Genomic DNA, 2,267 nt, shown 5'->3' on the forward strand with positions numbered 1-2,267 from the left:
TGTTTTTCAATTAACGGGCCTGCTTCCCGGCAAACATAATTTCCGGATCATGGGTCGTAATTCCAAGGGGCAGGAAGCCGGTTTTGCTGCAGAGATCTATAATAAATCGGCTTATGAATTATATAACACCGGTAATTATACAAATATTATTGCTTATTCATCAGAAGATCTGATACATTATCCCGCCGATGTAGTGGAACTTCAGGGGGCGTTAAGTACGCTGATAAGTAAAGAGGATTATGTCACACCTATCATTTTCCAGATGAATCCTTTCTTGTATGGATTTCTCGGAAACTGGCGCCCAATAGAGCAGAAAGCTTTCCTGGTGAACAGGACCGGGCAACAGCTGTCTGTCCCTGATATCAGGAAGGGGGGGGCTTATCAGAACTTTACTCCTTATTGGTATTTCTCAGTGACCGATAATTCGTGGAAGCCCACTTATGTGAATAATGAAAAATGGGTCAGCACCGGTACTATCACTCTTTTTGACGCCCAGGGAAATGGCCTGGAATCAAAAGATCCATTGGGGATTTTCAAAAGCGCACTGTTTAGTTTTAATAATACACTTACTGCTGCAGTGGCTTCCAATGCGATGCAGCGGGAAATATTTTACGATGGATTTGAGGATTATGCATATCGGGTGAACGCTATTCAGGAAAATAGTAATCCGAAAGACAGCTTCAACATGTTCGTGATGATCCGCGACAAGGGACAGTATACAGACTGGCTGGACAACAAAATCGCTCACACCGGTAAATACAGTCTGAAGCTAAATAGCCCGCTGGTGTTATACACGCATCCGCATGAGAATGTGCACCATACCCTGCCTTATCTGGATTTTTCTGACCTGGGCGAATACATGCGTACGACCAGGCCTAACGTCTACCCGATGGGATTTGCTCCAAAGCCAGGTTCAGAATACATTTTTTCTGCCTGGGTAAAAGATGCACAACCTGCAGGTAGTACCTCCGATCTGAAAGTGAGTATTAATGACGTTGACCGGCCCCTCACAGTAAAGGCTTCGGTAGAAGGATGGAAGCTGGTAGAGCTCAGATTTTATGCGGGTACAACCGCATCTTCTACTGCCCTGACCCTGTCTGCAGGCAGCGCTACAAGGATAGACGACATACGTATTTTACCTGTTGCCGGCAATATTAAAACGTTTGCGTATGATCCTCAAAACCAGCGACTCATGGCGCAATTGGATGAAAATAACCTGGCCACGCTGTATGAGTATGATGATGAAGGTACCCTGATCAGGTTAAAGAAGGAAACAGACCGGGGAATCATGACGATTAAAGAAAACCGCTCTTCCTACAGGGCGAAAAATTAACCGCTTTAATATTGAAAGATGAAGAAGTATCATATAAGTGGAAAGTTTATCATTTTATTCGTGTCGGCAGTAATGGTGGTTGGACTGGCCATAGGCGGCCGGCCTTTGCTGCATAGCTGGTGGCCTCCCGTGAGAGAACAGGCAGCAGTAGTTCAAGAGGCTCCCCATTTTCAACGGGAGGATGCTGCGTTGCTCGGACAGATCATTGCTATTTACAGGCGTGTTGACACGTTGTCTGTAATTGATATGGGAGGCAGTATCCGGATCAGTGATCCGGCGGAGCCGACAGAAAATGTGAACGCCACATTTAATTATTGCAGGAGAAATGCAGAAATGTATTATCAGCTTGGCGATAATGAAATGATCCAGCTGAATGACTTGTGTATTTCGGTTAACCGGGGAATTGAGAAACTATTTGTTTCACCTCCCAAAGAGGTAGTGGCGGCTCCCCAGTTACCGGTGGATAGTATCATTGCACTCTGGGAGAGCGATAGCTATGCTATCAATACCACGCACACCGATAATTTAACAACTGTGCAACTGCTTTGTGAACGCCATGTTACCTGTAAGGAATTGAAAATTACCTATGATCGTAGTGCCGGGAAGTTGAACAGCGTTTACATGCGTTTAACCAACCTGGAAGATCCGATGAACAGGAAGATGGACAGGGAGATCACCACGGTTTTCAATAAATGGAATGAGGTGATTACAGATGGAAGCCGGCTTAGTTTGTCTACTTACCTGCAGAAGGAAGGAGAGGGCTGGAAACCTGCTGCTGCCTATAGTCATTTCAGATTGATATCAACCCTTTAAGTGTTAACCTATTCACCATTAATGCCCTTTACCTATGGGTTATAGAAAATTAAATATTCTCTGTTACAGTGTATGCTGTGTACTGTTGCTGCTGCTGGGAACGATTCATGTGGCAAACGCA

2 protein-coding genes are annotated in these 2,267 nt (G+C 44.9%); both read left to right on the plus strand.

Features of this window, described 5'->3' with window-relative positions:
- Nucleotides 1-1,333, plus strand: a 1,333-nt coding sequence (locus VN105_RS20240) for a hypothetical protein (RefSeq protein ID WP_325643583.1), incomplete at its 5' end; no start/stop codon positions are given.
- Nucleotides 1,334-1,351: 18 nt separating this feature from the next.
- Entirely contained in the window at nt 1,352-2,146 is a 795-nt protein-coding gene (locus VN105_RS20245; protein ID WP_325643585.1) for a hypothetical protein, read from the plus strand.
- The last annotated feature ends 121 nt before the right edge of the window (nt 2,147-2,267 follow it).

The sequence above is a fragment of the Chitinophaga sp. genome (genome assembly GCF_035564935.1).
In the GTDB taxonomy this organism is placed as follows: Bacteria; Bacteroidota; Bacteroidia; order Chitinophagales; family Chitinophagaceae; genus Chitinophaga.

What these genes read in the sequence shown, in the direction of transcription:
- VN105_RS20245 (WP_325643585.1), top strand. Translation starts at nt 1,352, where the DNA reads ATGAAGAAGTATCATATAAGTGGAAAGTTTATCATTTTATTCGTGTCG.